Origin of the sequence: Methylosinus sp. sav-2 (assembly GCF_004366495.1) — a bacterium.
Taxonomy (GTDB): domain Bacteria; phylum Pseudomonadota; class Alphaproteobacteria; order Rhizobiales; family Beijerinckiaceae; genus Methylosinus.
The window spans coordinates 779,803-800,208 of record NZ_SOEJ01000001.1; the positions used below are offsets into that span (position 1 = coordinate 779,803).

Annotated in this window: 17 protein-coding genes; 6 read left to right on the forward strand and 11 right to left on the reverse strand. The window is 64.3% G+C overall.

The window, feature by feature from the left end; translation table 11 throughout:
- Nucleotides 1-44 precede the first annotated feature (44 nt).
- Together rpoB and rpoC are read left to right on the forward strand one after the other, a co-directional pair.
- Nucleotides 45-4,193, forward strand: coding sequence for a DNA-directed RNA polymerase subunit beta (rpoB, locus tag EDE12_RS03580; protein WP_024881582.1), 4,149 nt, complete (start codon nt 45-47; stop codon nt 4,191-4,193).
- 235 nt (nt 4,194-4,428) lie between these two features.
- Nucleotides 4,429-8,619 (forward strand): DNA-directed RNA polymerase subunit beta', encoded by a 4,191-nt coding sequence (rpoC, locus tag EDE12_RS03585; protein ID WP_026599665.1) that lies wholly within the window; start codon nt 4,429-4,431, stop codon nt 8,617-8,619.
- A gap of 245 nt (nt 8,620-8,864) precedes the next feature.
- Here rpoC and EDE12_RS03590 read toward each other — a convergent pair whose 3' ends face one another.
- The 4 genes from EDE12_RS03590 to EDE12_RS03605 all read right to left on the reverse strand — a co-directional run bounded on the left by EDE12_RS03590 (nt 8,865) and on the right by EDE12_RS03605 (nt 11,459).
- Nucleotides 8,865-9,725 carry a hypothetical protein gene (locus EDE12_RS03590; protein ID WP_245275819.1) on the reverse strand — a complete coding sequence of 287 codons (861 nt, stop codon included), beginning with the start codon at nt 9,723-9,725 and terminating at the stop codon, nt 8,865-8,867.
- Nucleotides 9,726-9,792: 67 nt separating this feature from the next.
- Nucleotides 9,793-10,320 (reverse strand): translation initiation factor IF-3, encoded by a 528-nt coding sequence (infC, locus tag EDE12_RS03595; RefSeq protein WP_024881579.1) that lies wholly within the window; start codon nt 10,318-10,320, stop codon nt 9,793-9,795.
- Nucleotides 10,321-10,520: 200 nt separating this feature from the next.
- The gene (locus EDE12_RS03600; protein WP_024881578.1) at nt 10,521-10,748 is read right to left on the reverse strand and encodes a zinc ribbon domain-containing protein; all 228 of its coding nucleotides are present in this window, start codon (nt 10,746-10,748) and stop codon (nt 10,521-10,523) included.
- A gap of 93 nt (nt 10,749-10,841) precedes the next feature.
- Nucleotides 10,842-11,459, reverse strand: a complete 618-nt coding sequence (locus EDE12_RS03605; RefSeq protein WP_036291238.1) for a DUF2239 family protein — start codon at nt 11,457-11,459, stop codon at nt 10,842-10,844.
- Between the two features lie 123 nt (nt 11,460-11,582).
- On the opposite strand from EDE12_RS03605, the gene EDE12_RS03610 reads away from it, so the two are divergent.
- Nucleotides 11,583-12,767 (forward strand): PQQ-dependent sugar dehydrogenase, encoded by a 1,185-nt coding sequence (locus EDE12_RS03610; protein ID WP_026599663.1) that lies wholly within the window; start codon nt 11,583-11,585, stop codon nt 12,765-12,767.
- 36 nt (nt 12,768-12,803) lie between these two features.
- Here the strand turns inward: EDE12_RS03610 and EDE12_RS03615 are convergent, their stop codons facing one another.
- The 3 genes from EDE12_RS03615 to dapF all read right to left on the reverse strand — a co-directional run bounded on the left by EDE12_RS03615 (nt 12,804) and on the right by dapF (nt 16,271).
- Nucleotides 12,804-14,021, reverse strand: a complete 1,218-nt coding sequence (locus EDE12_RS03615; protein WP_026599662.1) for an RNA ligase — start codon at nt 14,019-14,021, stop codon at nt 12,804-12,806.
- Between the two features lie 226 nt (nt 14,022-14,247).
- Nucleotides 14,248-15,408 carry a MiaB/RimO family radical SAM methylthiotransferase gene (locus EDE12_RS03620; RefSeq protein WP_026599661.1) on the reverse strand — a complete coding sequence of 387 codons (1,161 nt, stop codon included), beginning with the start codon at nt 15,406-15,408 and terminating at the stop codon, nt 14,248-14,250.
- Entirely contained in the window at nt 15,405-16,271 is an 867-nt protein-coding gene (gene dapF / locus EDE12_RS03625) for a diaminopimelate epimerase (RefSeq protein ID WP_026599660.1), read from the reverse strand. Before dapF ends, EDE12_RS03620 begins: the two co-directional genes overlap by 4 nt.
- Nucleotides 16,272-16,360: 89 nt before the next feature.
- Between dapF and EDE12_RS03630 the strand changes: the two genes are divergently transcribed.
- The gene (locus EDE12_RS03630) at nt 16,361-17,101 is read left to right on the forward strand and encodes a GyrI-like domain-containing protein (RefSeq protein ID WP_026599659.1); all 741 of its coding nucleotides are present in this window, start codon (nt 16,361-16,363) and stop codon (nt 17,099-17,101) included.
- Between the two features lie 16 nt (nt 17,102-17,117).
- On the opposite strand, the gene EDE12_RS03635 is transcribed toward EDE12_RS03630, so the two are convergent.
- From EDE12_RS03635 to EDE12_RS03650, 4 genes are all read right to left on the reverse strand, one after another.
- Nucleotides 17,118-17,405 (reverse strand): DUF1778 domain-containing protein, encoded by a 288-nt coding sequence (locus EDE12_RS03635; protein WP_024881570.1) that lies wholly within the window; start codon nt 17,403-17,405, stop codon nt 17,118-17,120.
- A 77-nt stretch (nt 17,406-17,482) separates the two neighbouring features.
- Nucleotides 17,483-17,932, reverse strand: coding sequence for a hypothetical protein (locus tag EDE12_RS03640; RefSeq protein ID WP_024881569.1), 450 nt, complete (start codon nt 17,930-17,932; stop codon nt 17,483-17,485).
- 118 nt (nt 17,933-18,050) lie between these two features.
- Nucleotides 18,051-18,275 (reverse strand): helix-turn-helix transcriptional regulator, encoded by a 225-nt coding sequence (locus EDE12_RS03645; protein ID WP_026599658.1) that lies wholly within the window; start codon nt 18,273-18,275, stop codon nt 18,051-18,053.
- A 5-nt stretch (nt 18,276-18,280) separates the two neighbouring features.
- Nucleotides 18,281-18,844: a DUF2975 domain-containing protein gene (locus EDE12_RS03650; RefSeq protein ID WP_026599657.1), complete on the reverse strand. Its 564-nt coding sequence runs from the start codon at nt 18,842-18,844 to the stop codon at nt 18,281-18,283.
- A gap of 128 nt (nt 18,845-18,972) precedes the next feature.
- Here EDE12_RS03650 and EDE12_RS03655 point away from each other — a divergent pair, with 128 nt between their 5' ends.
- Together EDE12_RS03655 and EDE12_RS03660 are read left to right on the forward strand one after the other, a co-directional pair.
- Nucleotides 18,973-19,605 (forward strand): hypothetical protein, encoded by a 633-nt coding sequence (locus tag EDE12_RS03655; RefSeq protein ID WP_051592589.1) that lies wholly within the window; start codon nt 18,973-18,975, stop codon nt 19,603-19,605.
- A 94-nt stretch (nt 19,606-19,699) separates the two neighbouring features.
- Nucleotides 19,700-20,401 (forward strand): TerC family protein, encoded by a 702-nt coding sequence (locus tag EDE12_RS03660; protein ID WP_026599656.1) that lies wholly within the window; start codon nt 19,700-19,702, stop codon nt 20,399-20,401.
- Nucleotides 20,402-20,406 lie beyond the last annotated feature (5 nt).

Below are 20,406 nucleotides of genomic sequence, written 5' to 3' on the forward strand. Positions count from 1 at the left end.
TCGCAACTCGCTATTCGCTTTCAATAAGAGGATCGAGAGGCGACATGGCTCAGACTTCGGCGCAAACTTTCTCCGGTCGCAAGCGTGTCCGCAAATTCTTCGGCCATATCCGCGAAGCCGCGGAAATGCCCAATCTGATCGAAGTTCAGAAAGCTTCCTACGACCAGTTCCTGCTCGTCGACGAGCCTGCGGGCGGGCGTCCCGACGAGGGTCTGCAGTCGGTCTTCAAATCCGTTTTCCCGATCTCCGATTTCTCGCAGGTCGCTTTGCTCGAATTCGTCCGCTACGAGTTCGAGCCGCCGAAATACGACGTCGACGAGTGCCGCCAGCGCGGCATGACCTTCGCCGCGCCGCTGAAGGTGACGCTGCGCCTCATCGTGTTCGATGTCGATCCCGACACGCAGGCGAAGTCCGTCAAGGACATCAAGGAGCAGGACGTCTATATGGGCGACATGCCCTTCATGACGGCGAACGGCACCTTCATCGTCAATGGCACGGAGCGCGTCATCGTCTCGCAGATGCACCGCTCGCCGGGCGTCTTCTTCGACCATGACAAGGGCAAGAGCCATTCCTCCGGCAAGCTCCTGTTCGCCGCGCGCATCATTCCCTATCGCGGCTCCTGGCTCGACATAGAGTTCGACGCCAAGGACATCGTCTATGCGCGCATCGATCGTCGCCGAAAGATTCCGGCGTCATCGCTGCTGTTCGCGCTCGGCATGGACGGCGAGGAGATTCTCTCCACCTTCTACAACACCATCACCTTCAAGGCCTCCGGCGACAGCTGGCGCCAGCCCTTCGACCCGGAGCGGCTGAAGGGGCTGAAGGCCGTCAACGACATCGTCGACGCCGACACCGGCGAGGTGATCGTCGAGGCGGGCAAGAAGCTCACCGCGCGCGCCGCGCGCCAGCTCGCCGAGAAGGGCGTGAAGGCGATCAAGATCCAGTCCGAGGATCTCTACGGCCAGTTCCTCGCCCAGGATCTCTATGATCCGTCGACGGGCGAGATCTTCGCCGAGGCCGGCGACGAGATCACGGTGAAGTCGCTGCCGCTGCTGGTCGAGAAGGGCTTCGACGAGCTGCCGGTGCTCGATATCGACCATATCAACATCGGTCCCTACATCCGCAACACGCTGGCGGTCGACAAGAACTCCTCGCGTGAGGAAGCGCTGTTCGACATCTACCGCGTCATGCGTCCGGGCGAGCCGCCGACGATGGATACGGCGGAGGCGATGTTCTATTCGCTGTTCTTCGATCCCGAGCGCTACGACCTCTCGGCCGTCGGCCGCGTGAAGATGAACATGCGTCTCGACCTCGACGCGCCCGATACGATGCGCGTTCTCCGCAAGGAGGACATCGTCGCCGTCGTGCGCGCGCTCGTCGATCTGCGCGACGGACGCGGCGAGATCGACGATATCGACCATCTCGGCAATCGCCGCGTGCGCAGCGTCGGCGAGCTGATGGAAAACCAGTATCGTCTCGGCCTCCTGCGCATGGAGCGCGCGATCAAGGAACGCATGTCCTCGGTCGACATCGACACGGTGATGCCGCAGGACCTCATCAACGCCAAGCCGGCGGCGGCGGCTGTGCGCGAGTTCTTCGGCTCGTCGCAGCTCTCGCAATTCATGGACCAGACCAATCCGCTGTCGGAGATCACCCATAAGCGCCGCCTCTCGGCGCTGGGTCCGGGCGGTCTGACGCGCGAGCGCGCCGGCTTCGAGGTGCGCGACGTGCATCCGACGCATTACGGCCGCATCTGCCCGATCGAGACGCCGGAAGGTCCGAACATCGGCCTCATCAACTCGCTCGCGACCTTCGCGCGCGTGAACAAATACGGCTTCATCGAAGGTCCCTACCGCCGCGTGCGCGACGGCAAGGTGACGAGCGAGGTCGCCTATCTCTCCGCCATGGAGGAGCAGAAATACCACGTCGCCCAGGCCAATGCGCCGATCGACGCAGAGGGCAATCTGCTCGAGGATCTGGTGCTGTGCCGTCACGCCGGCGATGTGGTGCTCGTCCCGCGCGAGCGCGTCGACGCCATGGACGTGTCGCCCAAGCAGCTCGTCTCGGTCGCCGCGGCGCTCATTCCCTTCTTGGAGAATGACGACGCCAATCGCGCGCTGATGGGCTCCAACATGCAGCGCCAGGCCGTGCCGCTGGTGAAGGCCGACGCGCCGCTGGTCGGCACCGGCATGGAGCCGGTGGTCGCCGCCGACTCCGGCGCCGCCATCGCCTCGCGCCGCGCCGGCGTGGTCGATCAGATCGACGCGACGCGTATCGTCGTCCGCGCGACGGAAGAGCAGGACCCGACCAAGCCGGGCGTCGACATCTATCGTCTGATGAAGTTCCAGCGCTCGAACCAGTCGACCTGCATCAATCAGAAGCCGCTGGTGAAGGTCGGCGACTATGTGAAGAAGGGCGACATCATCGCCGACGGTCCCTCGACCGATCTCGGCGATCTGGCGCTCGGCCGCAATGTGCTCGTCGCCTTCATGCCGTGGAACGGCTACAACTTCGAGGACTCGATCCTTCTCAACGAGCGCATCGTCAAGGACGACGTCTTCACCTCGATCCATATCGACGAATTCGAGGTGATGGCGCGCGACACCAAGCTCGGCCCGGAGGAGATCACGCGCGATATTCCCAACGTCTCGGAAGAGACGCTGAAGAATCTCGACGAGGCCGGCATCGTCTATATCGGCGCGGAAGTGCAGGCGGGCGACATTCTCGTCGGCAAGATCACGCCCAAGGGCGAGAGCCCGATGACGCCGGAGGAGAAGCTGCTCCGCGCCATCTTCGGCGAGAAGGCGTCCGACGTTCGCGACACGTCTCTGCGCGTGCCGCCGGGCGTTCAGGGCACGATCGTCGAGGTGCGCGTGTTCAACCGCCACGGCGTCGAGAAGGACGAGCGCGCCCAGGCGATCGAGCGCGAGGAGATCGAGCGTCTCGCCAAGGACCGCGACGACGAGCTCGCCATTCTCGACCGCAACACCTACGCCCGTCTCTTCGAGATGCTGGTCGGCAAGGTCGCGATCGCGGGGCCGAAGACCTTCAAGAAGGACCAGCCGCTCAACCAGGCGATCCTCGACGAATATCCCCGCTCGCAGTGGTGGACCTTCGTCGTCGAGGACGACAATCTGATGAGCGGCATCGAGGCCGTGCGCAAGCAATATGACGAGTCGAAGAAGGGTCTCGAGAACCGCTTCCTCGACAAGGTCGAGAAGCTGCAGCGCGGCGACGAGCTGCCGCCCGGCGTGATGAAGATGGTCAAGGTCTTCGTCGCGGTGAAGCGCAAGATCCAGCCCGGCGACAAAATGGCCGGACGCCACGGCAATAAGGGCGTGGTCTCGCGCATCGTGCCGCAGGAGGACATGCCCTTCCTCGAGGATGGTCAGCCGGTCGATATCGTGCTGAACCCGCTCGGCGTGCCGAGCCGCATGAATGTCGGGCAGATTCTCGAGACGCATCTCGGCTGGGCCTGCGCCGGCCTCGGCAAGCAGGTGGGCGCCGCTGTCGACGCCTATATGCGCAGCAAGGATACGAAGCCGCTTCGGGAGAAGCTCTCCGACATCTATGGGCCGAACGAGTCGCTCGAGGGACTCGACGACACGACGGTGGTGGAGGTCGGCAAGAATCTGCGCCGCGGCGTGCCGATCGCGACGCCGGTCTTCGACGGCGCGCGCGAGAAGGACATCGTCGAGATGCTGACGCGGGCGGGGCTCTCCTCCTCTGGTCAGGTGACGCTCTTCGACGGCCGCTCGGGCGAGGCCTTCGATCGCAAGGTGACGGTCGGCTACATCTATATGCTGAAGCTGCATCATCTCGTCGACGACAAGATCCATGCGCGCTCGATCGGCCCCTATTCGCTGGTCACGCAGCAGCCGCTGGGCGGCAAGGCCCAGTTCGGCGGACAGCGTTTCGGCGAGATGGAGGTCTGGGCGCTCGAGGCCTATGGCGCAGCCTATACGCTGCAGGAGATGCTGACGGTGAAGTCCGATGACGTCGCCGGCCGCACCAAGGTCTATGAGTCGATCGTGCGTGGCGACGACACTTTCGAGTCGGGCATTCCCGAGAGCTTCAACGTGCTCATCAAGGAAATGCGCTCGCTGGCGCTCAACGTCGAGCTCACCTCCGCCGAGCCCGAGGAGGGCGAGGAGCCGCCGCCTGGCGAGACGACGGCCGAGGCGGCCGAATAAGGCCGCCGCTCTTCCTTCTCCCGCAGGGCGGGAGAAGGTGGCCCCGCGAAGCGGGGTCGGATGAGGGCCGCCGCGGATCGCGCGAGCCCTTGGAACCCTCACCCGACCCGACTGACGTCGGGCCACCCTCTCCCACAAGTGGGAGAGGGGATGCGCACATAAGATTTATGGACGTAGCGGAGAGACATCGCGAGGCGAGCGCGCTTCATCCGTTCCGCGTCTCTAGGAGAAGACCATGAATCAGCAAGAGGTCATGAATCTCTTCAATCCGGTCGTCCAGCCGCAGGCGTTCGATCAGATTCAGATTTCGATCGCGAGCCCGGAGAAAATCCTCTCCTGGTCGTTCGGCGAGATCAAGAAGCCGGAGACGATCAACTACCGGACCTTCAAGCCGGAGCGCGACGGCCTGTTCTGCGCCCGCATCTTCGGCCCGATCAAGGATTACGAGTGCTTGTGCGGCAAGTACAAGCGCATGAAATACAAGGGCGTCATCTGCGAGAAATGCGGCGTCGAGGTCACGCTGGCGCGCGTGCGCCGCGACCGCATGGGCCATATCTCGCTCGCCGCCCCGGTCGCGCATATCTGGTTCTTGAAGTCGCTGCCCTCGCGCATCGGCCTTCTGCTCGACATGACGCTGAAGGACCTCGAGCGCATCCTCTATTTCGAGTCCTATATCGTCATCGATGCGGGCCTGACGCCCTTGAAGGAGCGCCAGCTCCTCACCGAGGACGAATATCTGCGCGCCCAGGACGAATATGGGCAGGATCACTTCACCGCCATGATCGGCGCCGAGGCGATCCGCAAGATTCTCGAATCGATGGACCTCGAGGGCATCGCCGCGCGCCTGCGCCAAGAGATCGCCGAGGCGACCACCGAGCTCAAGCCCAAGAAGCTCGCCAAGCGCCTGAAGATCATCGAGGCTTTCATTCAGTCCGGCAATAAGCCGGAGTGGATGATCCTGAAGGAAGTCCCGGTCATTCCGCCGGACCTGCGTCCGCTGGTCCCGCTCGACGGCGGCCGCTTCGCGACCTCGGACCTCAATGATCTCTATCGCCGCGTCATCAACCGCAACAATCGTCTGAAGCGGCTGATCGAGCTGCGCGCGCCGGATATCATCATCCGCAACGAGAAGCGCATGCTGCAGGAGGCCGTCGACGCTCTGTTCGACAATGGCCGCCGTGGCCGCGTCATCACCGGCGCCAATAAGCGTCCGCTGAAGTCGCTCGCCGACATGCTGAAGGGCAAGCAAGGCCGCTTCCGTCAGAATCTGCTCGGCAAGCGCGTCGACTATTCCGGCCGCTCGGTCATCGTCGTGGGTCCGGAGCTCAAGCTCCATCAATGCGGCCTGCCGAAGAAGATGGCGCTCGAGCTGTTCAAGCCCTTCATCTATTCGCGCCTCGACGCGAAGGGCCATTCGGCCACGGTGAAGCAGGCCAAGAAGCTGGTGGAGAAAGAGAAGCCGGAGGTTTGGGACATCCTCGACGAGGTGATCCGCGAGCATCCGGTGCTGCTCAATCGCGCGCCGACGCTCCATCGCCTCGGCATTCAGGCCTTCGAGCCGGTGCTGATCGAGGGCAAGGCGATCCAGCTGCATCCGCTCGTCTGCGCGGCGTTCAACGCCGACTTCGACGGCGACCAGATGGCCGTGCATGTGCCCTTGTCGCTGGAAGCGCAGCTCGAGGCGCGCGTGCTGATGATGTCGACGAACAACATCCTGCATCCGGCCAATGGTCAGCCGATCATCGTGCCGTCGCAGGACATTGTTCTCGGTCTCTATTATCTGTCGCTGGAGCGCGACGGCGAGCCCGGCCAGGGGATGATGTTCGCCGATCAGGGCGAGATCGAGCATGCGCTGGCCGCCAAGGCGATCACGCTGCAGACCAAGATCAAGGGCCGCGCCTGGACCTACAATGAGAAGGGTGAGCGCGTGTCGAAAATCTTCGACACGACGCCCGGACGTCTGATCCTCGGCCAGCTGCTGCCGCGCAACCCCAAGATTCCCTTCGACGCAGCCAATAAGCTGATGACGAAGAAGGAAATCTCCAACATGATCGACACCGTCTACCGCAACTGCGGTCAGAAGGAGACGGTCATCTTCTGCGATCGCATCATGTCTCTCGGCTTCCGCGAGGCGTTCAAGGCGGGCATCTCCTTCGGCAAGGATGACATGGTCATTCCGGAGACGAAGGAGCGCATCATCACCGAGACGCGCGGCGCGACCAAGGAATATGAGCAGCAGTATAATGACGGCCTCATCACCCAGGGCGAGAAATACAATAAGGTCGTCGACGCCTGGATGAAGTGCTCGGAGAAGCTCGCCGAGGAGATGATGATCCGCATCTCCACCGTCCGCAAGGACGAGCATGGCCGCGATCTGCCGATCAACTCGATCTATATGATGTCCCACTCGGGCGCCCGCGGCTCGCCCGCGCAGATGAAGCAGCTCGCGGCGATGCGCGGCCTCATGACCAAGCCCTCGGGCGAGATCATCGAGACCCCGATCATCTCGAACTTCAAAGAGGGCCTCACCGTTCTCGAATACTTCAACTCCACCCACGGCTCGCGCAAGGGCCTGTCGGATACGGCGTTGAAGACCGCGAACTCGGGCTATCTCACGCGTCGTCTCGTCGACGTGGCGCAGGATTCGATCATCACCACGGTCGATTGCGGCACCGAGAAGGGCATCCGCATGCGGGCGATCATCGACGCCGGTCAGGTCGTCGCCTCGCTCACCTCGCGCATTCTCGGCCGCACCGCGGCGGAGGATCTGCGCGACCAGCAGGGCAAGGTGATCGTCCCCAATGGCGAGATGATCCAGGAATGGCATATCGAGCCGATCAACGTCGCCGGTCTTCAGGAGGTGAAGATCCGCTCGGTGCTGACCTGCGAGTCGAAGAACGGCGTCTGCGGCAAATGCTACGGGCGCGATCTCGCCCGCGGCACGCCCGTCAACATGGGCGAGGCGGTCGGCGTCATCGCGGCGCAGTCGATCGGCGAGCCGGGCACGCAGCTCACCATGCGCACCTTCCACATCGGCGGCGCGGCGCAGCTCGCGGACCAGTCCTTCGTCGAGTCGAACTTCGAAGGCACGGTGCATATCCGCAACCGCCATGTCGCGCGCAACTCGGACGGCGATCTCATCGTCATGGCGCGTAACGTCGCGGCGGTGATCGTCGGGCCGGACGGCGTCGAGCGCGCCGTCAACCGCATCCAATATGGCGCGCGGCTGAAGGTGGACGAAGGCGACAAGATCAAGCGCGGCGACCGTATCGCGGAATGGGACCCCTATACGCGTCCCATCGTCAGCGAGGTCGATGGCGCGATCGGCTTCGAGGATCTGGTCGAAGGCCAATCCGTGACCGAGACGGCCGACGAATCGACCGGCATAACCAAGCGCGTCGTCATGGATTGGCGTCTCAACACGCGCTCGGCGAGCCTCAAGCCGGCGATCGTCATCAAGGGCGCCGACGGAAAGGTGATCAAGCTGCAGCGCGGCGGCGACGCCCGCTACACGCTGCCGGTCGACTCGATCATTGCGGTCGAGCCGGGTGGGCACATCAAGGCCGGCGACATTGTCGCGCGTATCTCGCTCGAGAGCGCCAAGACCCGCGACATCACCGGCGGTCTGCCGCGCGTCGCCGAGCTGTTCGAGGCGCGCCGTCCCAAGGATCACGCGATCATCGCGGAGATCTCCGGCACGGTGCAATTCGGCCGCGACTATAAGAACAAGCAGCGCCTCTCGATCGTCCCGCATGAGGAAGGCGCGGATCCGGTCGAATATCTGATCCCCAAGGGCAAGCACATCCATCTCCAGGACGGCGACGTCGTGGAGAAGGGCGACTATATCGTCGACGGCAATCCGGCGCCGCACGACATTCTGGCGATCAAGGGCGTGGAGGAGCTGGCGGCTTACCTCGTCAATGAGATTCAGGAGGTCTACCGGCTGCAGGGCGTCAACATCAACGACAAGCACATCGAGGTGATCGTGCGTCAGATGTTGCAGAAGGTCGATATCGTCGATGCGGGCGACACCGGCTTCCTCGATGGCGAGCAGGTCGATCTCACCGAGCTCGAGGAGGCCAACGCCAAGGCGCTCGAGGAGGGCGGCAAGCCGGCCCATGGCACGCCGGTCCTGCTCGGCATCACCAAGGCCTCGCTGCAGACGCGCTCCTTCTTCTCGGCGGCCTCCTTCCAGGAGACCACGCGCGTGCTCACCGAGGCGGCGGTCAATGGCAAGGTCGATCCGCTGGTCGGTCTCAAGGAGAATGTCATCGTCGGCCGGCTGATCCCGGCGGGCACGGGCGCTGCCATGGCGAAATTCCGTGGCATCGCAACGGGCCGCGACGATCTCATCATCACGCAGCGCGCCGCCGAAGCCGAAGCGCGCCCGACAACGCCGCGCCTGCCGCCCGCCGCGGCGGAGTGAGGCGAGGGGTTTTGTCCCTCTCCTCTACAGAGGAGGGGGAGAGGCCCGCGCAGAATGAAAAAGGCCGCCAGCGATTGGCGGCCTTTTTTTATTCCGTATCAAAGCTGTTTCGAGCGGATTCGAAGCTGCGTCATGCTCGGAAAATGGCCGGCGCCCTCATCCGACCCGGCTACGCCGGGCCACCTTCTCCCACGCGTGGGAGAAGGATTCGCGCCGAGTCTTTTGTGCCAGCGCAAATCCGAGCCTCAGCGCTTCTTCTTCTTCCCCTCGGCTTCCGCCGTCTTTTTGAAGCCGCTCGCCAGCTGCGTGCCGAGCGTGAGGGCGCGCGCCTCTGTCACGCGCAGCGCGCAATAGCCGAAATCCGCCTCCTGCACATAGGAGCGGCAAATTTCCTCGCGGCGCGCGGAAAAGCCGGCCTGCTCGCGGACGAGCTCCTTGCGCTGGCCCTTTTCGGATTTCATCTTGTCGTAGAGCGCTTTGTAATCATTGCGCACGGTCTGTTCGATGCGGGCGCGCATCGTCAGCATCTCGTCGGCGCGCTTGGGGTCGAACTCGCCGGCCCCCATGCCCCAGAGTCCATTGGGGTCGGCGCGGCAATCGGCCTGCTTCAGCTCGCATGCCCTGCCCTCGGAGCTGACCAGAATTGCGCCGTCGAGCGCGTCGAAGCCGAAGGGGCAGGCGGGAAATTCCACCTCATAGCGAAGAAGCCCGCTGGTCGTCTGCCGCGGCGTCAGGCGCAAGGGCTCGGACACCTCGATGCGGCAGGTTTCCCCGGAGCGCGTCAGCCGATCGCCCACAAGCGACAGCCGCGCGACCTCGAGCGCGCCGCCACGCCGTTGCAGCTCGATCGAGCCGCGCGCCTCGCCATCTTGATAGAGGATGCGTCCGACGATCGTCTCCTCGCTCGGCAGCTTGGGCGCGACGGGCGTCACGGCGGCGCGGGGCTTGGGCTTGGCGCCGGGCTCGACGGGGGCCGCGACAGAACCCGCCGGCGCCGGCGCGACCGCGCCCGGCAGCGCCATCTGAGCGATGGCGCCGGTCGTGGCGGGGAGCGCCGAAAGAAGCGCCGCGCCGGAGAGAATCGCGCGGAGGGAGACGTTGGACATGAAAGACAACAAAGACTGAAAGACGCGGCCTCGGCAAGTGCGGATCGAGGCCCCGCCCGAAGCCGCGTCAGCGCGGCGCCAGCACCATGATCATCTGCCGGCCTTCCATGGACGGCTCGAGCTCGACCTTGGCGATGGTCGCCGTCTCCGCCTTGACGCGAGTCATCAGACGGTAGCCGATATCCTGATGCGCGATCTCGCGACCACGAAAACGCAATGTGACTTTGACCTTGTCGCCCTCCTCGAAGAAGCGCTGCACGGCTTTCATCTTCACATCATAGTCGTGCTCGTCGATGCCGGGACGGAGCTTGATCTCCTTGACCTCGACGATCTTCTGCTTCTTGCGGGCCTCGGCGGCCTTTTTCTGCTCGAGAAATCGAAATCTGCCGTAATCGAGAATTTTGCAGACCGGCGGCTCGGAATTGGGCGCGATCTCGACGAGATCGAGCGCAGCCGTTTCCGCCAGAGAGAGGGCGTCGACAAACGGAACCACGCCGTGGTTCTTGCCTTCCGAGTCGATCAGTTGCACCTCGCGCGCGCGAATCTCCCGGTTGATGCGCGGACCCTCTTTCTGTGGGGCCGCGGTGCTCTTCATTGGACGGCGAATGGATGTTCTCCCTTCAGGATGAATTCGATCGTCTTCCGATCCGATCCGATGCGCGAGAGAAAGCGGCGTAAGCCGTCATTTCCCCCGGGGCTACCCGGCGGAGGGCCGACGCCGAAAGAATCTCACTCTCCTCGACGAAGTCAACCGTCGATATAGAACTATTCGCGGCGAACGCCTGAAATTCGCGCTCACCCGCAGTCGGCGAAAGCGGGGCAGGAGGCTCCGCAGCCGCCCCCTCCGCCCATGGAGGCGCAGGAGGCCTCGGTCTCGCCGCCGCTCGCCGGCTTGGCGATCAGCGAGAGCTGGCGTGTCAATTCGACGCCGCCGCAGGCCGGACAGGCGGGAATATCGTCCGAGCGAACCAATGTCTCGAATTCATTGTCGCAGGAATTGCAGCTATAGGCGTAGAGCGGCATTTAAATCCTCGTCGCCGGAAACGGGTGTCGCGCGTTACATGCGCTCCCGATCGCGCCATTGCAAGCCGCGGCGCAATGTCGTCGTTGTTCCGTTCAGGCGCTGCCCCCTTCGGCGAGGCGTAGCGCATAGGCGCGCACATCCTGCGGCCAATCGGCCATGAGCGATTCGAATCGCGCCGCGTCGCCGGCGAAGAGCGCGCGCAGCGCCTCCTCATAGCCGGGGAGATTTCCGGCGACGGCGGAGAGAAATCGATAGGCGGCCTCGCGCGCCTCGCGCTTTTGGCTCTCGGCGCCGCCCTCGCGGCGCGCAGTCTCGACGAGGCGGCGCAGCGTCGCCGAAGCGCCGCCCGGCTGCGCGGCGAGCCAGTCCCAATGGCGCGGCAGCAGCGTGACCTCACGCGCCACCACGCCGAGCTTGGGCCGTCCGCGACCGCGCGCGCCTTCCTCCGCGCCTTCCTCCGGCGCGGCGTCGCTGCGCTGCCCGGCCGGCGAGGCGGCGGCGAGGCGCGCGATGATCTCCGGCTTGGCGCCGCGCAGATCGAGATCGACCACCTCGCCGGTGGCGTCGTCGAAAGTGAGGATATAGCCATCGGCCGCATCGGCGTTCTTCACCGCCAAGGCGACCTCGACCAGGGGGCCGGAGGCGAGCATGCGGCCATCGGCGAAAGCGGCGCAGGGCCGCGACAGGCGGGAGAGAGCTTGTTTTTCCATGCGCTATTTATACCCATGATAAATTTATCGAGTCAATAATACCCGGGCTAAATAATCGGCGCGCCGGCGGCGGGCTGCTCCCCTATCTTTCTTAAGAGGCGCGGCCGCCCCGGAGATTCCTCCATGATCGCCCGATTCTTTCTTTGCCTCTTTCTGTGCGCGACGACCTCGCTCGCCGCCCATGCCGTGCCTTCGGCGGAGGCCGAGGCCAAGCAAATCGAAAAGGACCTGCGCCGCATTCAACTGCCGGAGGGGTTTTCCATTTCCCTCTATGCGCTGGTTCCGCATGCGCGCACGCTCGCCATCGGTCCGCGCGGCGAGGCGATTTTCGTGGGCACGGATGCGAGCCGCATTCATGTGCTGACGCCGGGCGGCGAGCGCGCCGCCTCTGTCGAGACTTTCGCCGCGGACGCGCCTTTCGTGATTCCGCATGGGCTCTGCTTCGACGCGGAGGGAACATTGTTCGTTGTCGAGCAGAATCGCGTTTCGAGCTTCGCTTCAGCCGAGAAGGACTGGCGCCGGCTCGCCTGGAAGGATGCGCGCAGCCTCGCGCCGCAAGGCGGGCTCATCCCCGTCGCCGAGCAGAGCGCCAATCACACGACGCGCGTCTGCCGCATCGGGCCGGACGGCAAGCTCTATGTCTCGCTGGGCCAGCCCTATAACGTCACGCCGCGCGACAAGCTCGAGCTGTTCGAACGCATCGGCATGGGCGGCATAATCCGCATGAATCGCGACGGCTCCGGCCGCGAGGTTTTTGCGCGCGGCATTCGCAATTCGGTGGGCATGGATTTCGATCCTTCGGATGGGACGCTCTGGTTCACCGACAATCAGGTGGATCGCATGGGCGACGACACGCCGCCCGGCGAGCTGAATCGCGCGCCGCTGGCGGGGCTGCATTTCGGCTTTCCCTGGTATGGCGGCGGCCATGTGCGAACTGACGAATATTCGCGCGATACGCCGCCGGAGGGCGTCGTCTTTCCGCAAGTGGAGGAGGCGCCGCACGCCGCCGATCTCGGCATGACCTTCTATCGCGGCTCGGCTTTCCCGCCTTATTATCGCGGCGGGATTTTCTCGGCGCAGCACGGCTCCTGGGACCGCACCATGCCGGTCGGCGCGCGCATGATGTTCACCCGCGTCGGCCCGGAGGGAAAGCGCGGCGTCAGCGAGCCTTTCGCGGAAGGCTGGAACGATGGCGATCCGCAATATCTCGGCCGGCCCGTGGATGTGGCGGAGCTGCCGGACGGATCGCTGCTGGTGACGGATGACCAGAATGGGGCGGTGTATCGGATTGTCTATAAGGCGCCGTGACGATGCTCGCGGCCGATACGGCCACGAGCGCGTTTCTCATTGATCGCCGTCGAAGCCGAAGGCGAGCTCGGGAAGATCGAGCGCGGCCACAATCTGCTGGAAACGCGCATTGGCGCTCGTATTCTTCAGCACCAGCAGATCGATCGCTGCGAATGCATCGCGGCGCTCCAGCCAGACGTCCACGGCGCTTCCCGACAATGTCGCGCCCAGCGGCGCGGCGTAGCCGGTCCAAAACAGCTTCTGACGTTCGCGCGGGTCCTGCGTGGTGATTTCCTCGCGCGCTCGCGCGATCGTGTCCGCCAATCGGCTCGCCGTGGCGGAGAGACGCGCACGCAGGCAATCGCGATAGGCTTCGATCTTGCTCCGCTCGGCAGCGGAAAGATGCGGCAGCATATCGTCCAGCGCGCCGGAGACGATGATTTCTGCCGCGTCCTTGGGCTGCGCGAGATGCGCCTTGAATTTGTGAACGCGCGCATAGAGCGTGTTCTTCACCTTCAGCATATGGCCGTCGTCGAAGCGCACGACATAGCCTTCGCCCTCGGTCTCCGCGAAAGCGCGCGCAGAAAAGCTCTCCCAATCCGCGATCGAATCGAATGCGCGCACGAGCGGAACGCGCAGCCGTCGCGCATGATCGGCGAGCTGCGCGTAAGCGACATGAACGCCGCTCTCGCGCTCGCGCAGACCGGTCAGCGTCAGAGCCGGCGCCGAGTGGCGAACGACGACAATGTTTTCCGGCGACGTCCATTCGAAAATCGGCGTCAGCCCGGCGGCGACGAGATCGCGCAGCGCCGCGCGCCCGGCGCCGTCGCCATCTTGCGTTTCGTACCAGGCGAGCGCTTGGCGCGCTATGTCGCTCACGCCCCAACGCGTCGCGAAGGCGAGCGCGCCATCGGGCGCCGCAAAGGCGTGAATCATCGAGCCGTCGAGCTTTTCCAGCACGAGATGGCGATCGGCGAGTGGCAGATTCGCCGCCAGCGTCTCCTCGCGTTCGCCAGCGTTGAAAAACTTTTGATAGGGACGTGATAGCAGCGCGCCGTTTTTCGCGTCGAAGGTCAGGCCGCGCAGCTCGCGCGCCAGCGCCGCGAATTGCGTCGCGCCGATCGGCGGAAAAACCTGATTGTCCATATAGGCGTAGTCATAGACGATCGTGCCATTGTGACGTTCGCCGCGCTTGAACGCCTCATGCATGAGGCCGGCGTCGCGATGCCGGTCGATATCGTCGAGATGTCGAATGAGAGGAAAAGCGTATTTCATGGGTCACTCTCCGCGCCCGGCCGCCGCAGCGAGCCGAACGCTGAAGAAGACCGGACTAACAAATCATGTGAAAAGGAGGTTGCCGAGCGCGCGCAGGCCCATGCCGCCACCGCAACGCGGGGCGTTTTTCTGAATGCGGGCAAAATTGCGCATATCGCTCATGCGCGGCGCGATACGCCTGTCATTTACGAAAAGCAAGAGGTTTCGTTGTTCTGCGCGATGACGCTCAGGCGACGAAGACGCCGCTCAACGCCTTCCCGTCATGCCCCGTCACGCGCATTTCCAGCATGCGCCCCGCCTCCGCGCCGGGCGTGCGCAGGGCTGTGAAATCTTCGGCGCGGGCCATGCCGCCTTTTTCTGTCAGCACGCGCAACGTCTTGCCGATCTGCGCGTCGAGATGGCGCCCGAGCGCCGCTTCTCCGGCCGCGCGCAGGCGGGCGGCGCGCTCCTTCGCCAATGCGCCATTCACTTGCGGCATCAGCGCCGCCGGCGTCCCCGGACGCGGCGAATAGGGGAAGACATGCAGATGCGTCAGCCCGCATTCCTCGACGAGAGCGAGCGTGCGGGCGAACATGTCTTCCGTCTCGGTGGGAAAGCCGGTGATGAAATCGGCGCCGAAGACGATATCCGGCCGCGCCGCGCGCAGCTCGCTGCAAAAGCGAATGGCGTCGGCGCGCGAATGGCGGCGCTTCATGCGCTTCAGGATCAGATCGTCGCCCGATTGCAGCGAGAGATGCAGATGCGGCATCAGGCGCGGCTCGGCGGCCATGCAATCGAAAAGCGCGGCGTCCGCCTCTATGCAGTCGATGGAGGAGAGCCGCAGCCGCTCGAGCTGCGGCAATTCCCGCAACAGCGCGCGCGCGAGGCCGCCGAGCGTAACGCCCTCGGCGGAATAGCTGGTGAGATCGACGCCGGTCAGCACGATCTCGCGCTTGCCGCTCTCGACCAGCCGCCGCGCCTCGGCGACGACCTCGCTCGGCGCGATGGAGCGCGAGGGGCCGCGGCCGAGCGGAATGATGCAGAAAGTGCAGCTATGATCGCAGCCGTTCTGCACGGCGAGAAAGGCGCGCGTCTGCCCTTCGGCGGCGCTTTCGGCGCGCGGCTCGCCCGGCTCAGTGAGCACGCGCGTGACGCCATCCATTGCGGCGAAGCTCTGCGGGTCGATGCGCGCCGCGCAGCCGGCGACCACGATCTCCGCCGTCGGCCGCTCGCGCTTCAGGCGGCGGATCGTCTGGCGCGCTTGGCGCGTCGCCTCGGCCGTCACGGCGCAAGTATTGACGATGACGCGCTCGTTTTGCGCGCCGGCGCGCGCCTCGCGCAGCAGCCGCTCGGAATCGACGTAATTGAGGCGGCAGCCGAAGGTGACGATGTCGACCGCGGCGGTCACGCGTCCAGCTCGGCGAAGTAGCCGGCTTCCAGCGCCGTCTCGAATTCGAGCTCGACGTCGCCGGTCATCATCACATGATCGTCCGTCCCCCAAGCGATGACGAGCTCGCCCCCCGGCAGGCGAATGCGGGCCTCGCGGGCGGAGAGGCCGGCGCGGGCGGCCGCCACCAGCGTCGCGCAGGCGGCCGAGCCGCAGGCGCGCGTCTCGCCCGTGCCGCGCTCCCAGACGCGCAGCAAAATCTCGTCCGGCGCGATGATCTTGGCGAAGGAGATATTGGCGCGCTCGGGAAAGAGCTTGTGATGCTCGAGCTGCGGCCCGAGCGTCGCGAGATCCATGGACAGTGGGTCCGCGACGAAGAAGACCGCATGCGGATTGCCCATGTTGACAGCCGAAAAGGCGGCGGGCGCCCCCTGGACTTCAGGCGCGAGCGGCACATTTCTCGTATCGGGGGCTTCGGCGGCGAGCGGTATGTCCCGCCAGCCGAGTCGAGGCGCGCCCATATCGACGGTAAAGCGCGTCTCGCCCGCGCGCCATGTGCGCACCGGGCCGGCGTCGGTCTCCAGCGTCAGCGCCTCGCCTTCCCCGGCGCGGCCGAGCACATAGGCGACGCAGCGCGTGCCATTGCCGCAGGCGGCGGAGAGCGAGCCGTCGGTATTGTAGATGCGCATATAGGCGTTCGCGTCCGCATGGCGCGGCGCATGCAGGACCATCAGCTGGTCGAAGCGCAGGCCAGGGGCGTGGGCGATGGCGCGCGCCTCGGCGGGCGCGACCTCGAGGCCCGCGCTGCGCAAGTCGAGAACGAGAATTTCATTGCCGATCCCGTTCATGCGAAAGATCGGGAGTCCGGCGAGCGGGCTGGTCATCATGCCGTTCATTTCCTGTTACAGGCGTATATAGAGAATCGAATCGCGACGCTATGGCCGGCGCCCGCGCTTTCAAGAGGACGAGACCCATGAGCAATTCGAGCGATGAGGGCTTCACGCAGAGATTGAAGCGCGCTTGGCCCTTTGTCGCGGGTCTGGCCGTTCTCGCCGTCGTCGCGGGAGCCTTTTTCGGCGCGACATCCACTTCGCCCACCCCCTCCGCCGTCGTTCCGGCGCCGAGCGCGCAGGTCGCGGCGGAAGCGCCGCAAAAATCCGCGCCGGACAGCCCCGTCGCGCCGAAGCCGACGCTGGACCTCAACGAGCCCTCTCAGGCCGAGGCGGAGGCGCAGGCGCAAGCCGACGCCATCGCCGGTCAGGCGACCGATATCATCGCCCGGCCCGTCCTCAAATTGCGCGGGCAGGGCACATGGGCGGACGGGCTCAAGACGCTTTCCGAGGCCATCGCCAATCTGCGCATCGCCGCCTCCAAGACCGGCCTCACCGTGGACGGCCGCCCGCTGGTCGCCTTCACCGAGACGGATGACAATGGCTTTCATTTCGAGGCCATGCTGCCGCTGACGCGTCCGCCCGAGGCCAAGACTAAGTTCGAGCATGGCGTCGAGGCCGGCGCCTCGCCCGCCGGCAAGGCGCTGAAATTCCAGCATCGCGGGCCTTATGAGGAGATCGACTCGACCTATGAGGCGATCACCGCCTTTCTGGACGAGAAGGGCCTCGACACGAAAAATCTGTTCGTCGAGGAATATCTCACCGAATTGAAGACCAGCGATGACGATGGGCTCGAGGTGGATATCTACGTGTTCTTGAAGTGAGAGCGGTAATCCGCGGTCACTTCGGAGCCTCGACGAGACGGCGATAGGCGTCGGCGGCGCGCAGCAGCCCCGGCGCCGGCGTCGGCGGGTCGAGGACGGCATCAGCGAAAATTCGCTGATCTTCCAACGAGAGACGGATGATCTGTGTTTCCGCGATCGTGCGCAGCGCCGCTTCCAGCGCGGCGACGACCACGAAATCACCGACGCTGCGGCCTTGAATTTCGGCGGCGCGTTCGATCATGGCCAGCGCCTCCGATCCGAGACGCGCTTCCAGCCTCGCCGTTCGCTCATTGTCCGCGCTCATGACGTCTCCGAAAGTCGGCCTAATTATGTATGGCGGATAATTGATCGTCTCGTTCGCTTCTGGCCATCATTGTGCTCTCAATGTTCTGCATTCAAGAAAGCTTGCGTCATCACATAGCTCAAAAGCATCGTCGAATAAGTGAGGATCGAGGAAGCGCTCCATCGATCCCATCGTCCTGTTCTCCGCGCCCAACCGATGAGCAGGTAAACGAACACGAGAAAAGGAATCCAGTTGAAGAGGAATCCATAAATGAGGGTTGCTGATAGTCCTAATAAGAGCAGAGGCAGAGCGCGTATGAGCGCTGCAAGGAATGGCATATCGTAGAATGTTCTGATAACGAAGGCGTCGAATATCAAAAAGATCATGGCGGTTTGCAGCAAGAAGCCAGGAAAGGCCGTAACCGACATGCACAGGGTTGGCCTCCACCCAAAGCGGTACGTCGCGACACCCCAAATAATCCCCGTGACTGCGAGAGTGCCGAACCACCTCGCCGCAAAATATTCCAGGTGGCTTCCGAGATATTCCATTCGCTTTCCTCTACACAATTCGGCGCAATGCTATTTCCAAGCTAACGTGAGCCAAACGAGTTCCGTCCGTAAGTAGCCGCGGTAGCAGGAAACTGCTACGCGCGCCAATGTGAACAAATCAACCTCCCTTTCCCTCCGCCTCCGGCCGATATTCCAGAATGTCGCCCGGCTGGCAGTCCAAGACCTCGCAGATCTTCTCCAGCGTATCGAAGCGAATTCCTTTCACCTTGCCGGATTTCAAAAGGCTCACATTCTGCTCGGCGATGCCGATGCGTTGCGCGAGATCGCGCGAGCGCATTTTGCGCCGCGCGAGCATCACGTCGAGATTGACCACGATCGTCATGGCGCTCACACGAATTGCGCGTGCTCGCCGGCGATGTCGGCGGCGGTCTTGAAGATATGGGCTATGGCGATCAGCATCAGCAGAAAGATGACGTTCAGCAGATCCTCGAGCCTTATGTAGCCGTGATGGCTCTGCGCGTAGGGAAGATGCGCGGCGATGGCCAGAATGATCGCGGAGCGCATCGCCACGTCCAGAAGGACTGTGAACAGTCCGATGACGCCCGCGCGCCGCAGCCATAACGCCGCCTCCGCGGAGAAGACGCCGCCCTCGAGATAGAGGCTGAACACGCGCCACAGGCAAAAGCAGATGACGGCGGCGAAGACCCAGACGACGAGGCTCAGCGCCGTCGCCGCCGCATATTGGCCTTGCGAAGCGCCCGAAACGTCGATCTGCAACAGCTCGCGATAATGGCGGCCGACCTTTCCGGGATCGGCCCAGAAGGTCAGCATAGCGAGCAGATCGGCCGCCGCGAAGAAAATGACGAGCGCGCGAATCGTCTGGCAGATCCAGCCGATGCGCGCCCGCAGCGCGGAAAGACGCGGGTCTTGGAAAGCGGTGGCGTCGGTCATGGATTCTATCCTTTTCGCCTTTTCGGCCGCGTCGGCAAAAATTGCCGACATGCGCGATGAAAACAATTTGACGCATATTATTTTTAATGTCAAATATGAAAATATCATCGAACAACAGGAAGCGATCCATGACCCGCGGCCTCCCGTCTCTCGCGCTCGCCTCTGCTCTTTTTCTTTCGGCCTGCAACGGCGTTCCGCTCTCCACGCAGTGGAAGCTGCGCTCCTTCGATCTCTCGACCGCCGATGTCGCGCCGCTCCGCGTCGCCTTGCGCGCGCCCGATTGGCTCGAGCCGACGCCGACGAGCGCGCGCGTCGTCGTGACCTATTGGCGCGAGGACGAGGAGACGGCGAAGCGGGTGCTGACAATTCGCCTCGTCGCCGCCGCGCATGCGGAAGACCGGCCCATTCTCGCCGGACTCGACTCGGCGACGAACGGCGGGCTGATGGTTTTCGAGGCCGACAGGCGCGATCTCGCCGCCATTCGCGCCGCGCAGGAGGAGGGAAAGCGCTGGCGCGAGAGCGGCGCGAAAGCCCATGGCTCGCTCGATCTCGAGGGCGGGCTGTTCTGCCGCCGCGCGGAACTCCCGAGCGGGCCTCTGCTCCTGGACGTCTACGCCCATGCGGATGACGCGCTCGGCTGGCTGCCTCTGCTGCTCGGCCATGACGCCCACGCGCCCGGCGCGGATGAGAAGAAGCTCGCCGAATTCATGCCGCCTTGCGCGCCGGCGCCGGCCAATATCGCGGCCAAGACGCGGCGATAGCGCGAAGCGCTGCCGATCTCGCTGGCGTTGGCCCCATGAAGCGCGATATGATCGCGCGCATACTGCCCTCGGGCAGGGTTGGACACCCAAGTCAATGAACGGCGACGAGCTTTCCGTCGGCTTCCAAGTCTTAGAGATCATCTGGATCGATCTGCTTCTCTCCGGCGACAATGCGATTCTCATCGCTCTCGCCTGTCACAAGCTCCCGAAACAGCAGCGACGATGGGGCATTTTGCTGGGCGCGGGCGGCGGCGTGCTGCTGCGTATCGCCTTCGCCTTCGTGGTCATTCAGCTCATGGCGATTCCGGCGCTCAAGGCGCTCGGCGGCCTGATGCTGCTCGGCGTCGCCACCAAGCTGCTCGTCGACGAGACCGAGCATCATATGGAGGCCAAAGAGGACCTCTGGGGCGCGGTGGCGGCCATCATCATGGCCGATGCGGTGATGTCGCTCGACAATGTCATCGCCATCGCCGGCGCGGCGGAAGGCTCCATGCCGCTCATCATCTTCGGCCTCGCCGTGTCGGTGCCGATCGTGGTCTTCGGCGCCGGCCTGCTGATGCAGGCGCTGTCGCGCTTTCCCATTCTGGTCTGGGCGGGCGCGGGCCTGCTCGGCTGGATTTCGGGCGAGCTCATCGCCAGCGATCCGATCTGGGAGAAATTCGGCTGGACCGCGCCGGCGCATTTCGAATTTGCCGCCTCTGTCGCCGGCGCCGTTCTCGTGCTCGTCGCGGGCTTCATCGCGGTGAAGCTCGAGGAGCGCGCCGAGGCGCGGCGCAAGGCCGAAGGCGGAGGCTGATCGTC

Excerpts from the sequence above, each read along its gene's own strand:
- EDE12_RS03605 (WP_036291238.1), bottom strand. The coding sequence starts at position 11,459 with ATGGAAAAACAAGCTCTCTCCCGCCTGTCGCGGCCCTGCGCCGCTTTC.
- EDE12_RS03635 (WP_024881570.1), bottom strand. The coding sequence starts at position 17,405 with ATGAGCGCGGACAATGAGCGAACGGCGAGGCTGGAAGCGCGTCTCGGA.
- EDE12_RS03660 (WP_026599656.1), top strand. The coding sequence starts at position 19,700 with ATGAACGGCGACGAGCTTTCCGTCGGCTTCCAAGTCTTAGAGATCATC.
- EDE12_RS03655 (WP_051592589.1), top strand. The coding sequence starts at position 18,973 with ATGACCCGCGGCCTCCCGTCTCTCGCGCTCGCCTCTGCTCTTTTTCTT.
- EDE12_RS03615 (WP_026599662.1), bottom strand. The coding sequence starts at position 14,021 with ATGAAATACGCTTTTCCTCTCATTCGACATCTCGACGATATCGACCGG.
- EDE12_RS03645 (WP_026599658.1), bottom strand. The coding sequence starts at position 18,275 with ATGACGATCGTGGTCAATCTCGACGTGATGCTCGCGCGGCGCAAAATG.
- rpoC (WP_026599665.1), top strand. The coding sequence starts at position 4,429 with ATGAATCAGCAAGAGGTCATGAATCTCTTCAATCCGGTCGTCCAGCCG.
- EDE12_RS03640 (WP_024881569.1), bottom strand. The coding sequence starts at position 17,932 with ATGGAATATCTCGGAAGCCACCTGGAATATTTTGCGGCGAGGTGGTTC.
- EDE12_RS03610 (WP_026599663.1), top strand. The coding sequence starts at position 11,583 with ATGATCGCCCGATTCTTTCTTTGCCTCTTTCTGTGCGCGACGACCTCG.
- EDE12_RS03600 (WP_024881578.1), bottom strand. The coding sequence starts at position 10,748 with ATGCCGCTCTACGCCTATAGCTGCAATTCCTGCGACAATGAATTCGAG.
- dapF (WP_026599660.1), bottom strand. The coding sequence starts at position 16,271 with ATGACCAGCCCGCTCGCCGGACTCCCGATCTTTCGCATGAACGGGATC.
- EDE12_RS03650 (WP_026599657.1), bottom strand. The coding sequence starts at position 18,844 with ATGACCGACGCCACCGCTTTCCAAGACCCGCGTCTTTCCGCGCTGCGG.
- rpoB (WP_024881582.1), top strand. The coding sequence starts at position 45 with ATGGCTCAGACTTCGGCGCAAACTTTCTCCGGTCGCAAGCGTGTCCGC.
- EDE12_RS03590 (WP_245275819.1), bottom strand. The coding sequence starts at position 9,725 with ATGTCCAACGTCTCCCTCCGCGCGATTCTCTCCGGCGCGGCGCTTCTT.
- EDE12_RS03630 (WP_026599659.1), top strand. The coding sequence starts at position 16,361 with ATGAGCAATTCGAGCGATGAGGGCTTCACGCAGAGATTGAAGCGCGCT.
- infC (WP_024881579.1), bottom strand. The coding sequence starts at position 10,320 with ATGAAGAGCACCGCGGCCCCACAGAAAGAGGGTCCGCGCATCAACCGG.